A 321-nucleotide genomic window follows, 5' to 3' on the forward strand; every position below is an offset into this window, starting at 1 on the left:
CGTTGGCCCGCGTCAAATAGTTCGCCGACCCGACCCAGCTGGGGCAATGGCTGCGCCAACAATCCGACACCTCGATCGCCGCGCTCTGGAACCTCAACGCGCAGTTTGTGCAGTGGGTCATCGACCGGGCCGACCCCGCCCGCTGGACCTACGCCGGACGCGCGGAAGCGTTTTTCGACGAGACACAGATCGAAGTCTTCGGCCCCTTCCTGGTCGGCGGTGAACTGGGTTCGCCCGGCGAGGTGAGCAGCGCGTTGCCGGCGATGCTGCAAACGCTCCGGCCGCTCTGGCGGGATCGCGCCTGCGATTTCCTGGCCGACA

Annotated in this window: 1 protein-coding gene; it reads left to right on the top strand. The window is 67.0% G+C overall.

What is annotated here, in order from left to right; all coding sequences use genetic code 11:
* Positions 1-107: 107 nt before the first annotated feature.
* A partial coding sequence (locus tag G4L39_RS12975; protein ID WP_165108734.1) for a hypothetical protein occupies positions 108-321 on the top strand: 214 nt, incomplete at its 3' end.

Source organism: Limisphaera ngatamarikiensis (assembly GCF_011044775.1).
In the GTDB taxonomy this organism is placed as follows: domain Bacteria; phylum Verrucomicrobiota; class Verrucomicrobiia; order Limisphaerales; family Limisphaeraceae; genus Limisphaera; species Limisphaera ngatamarikiensis.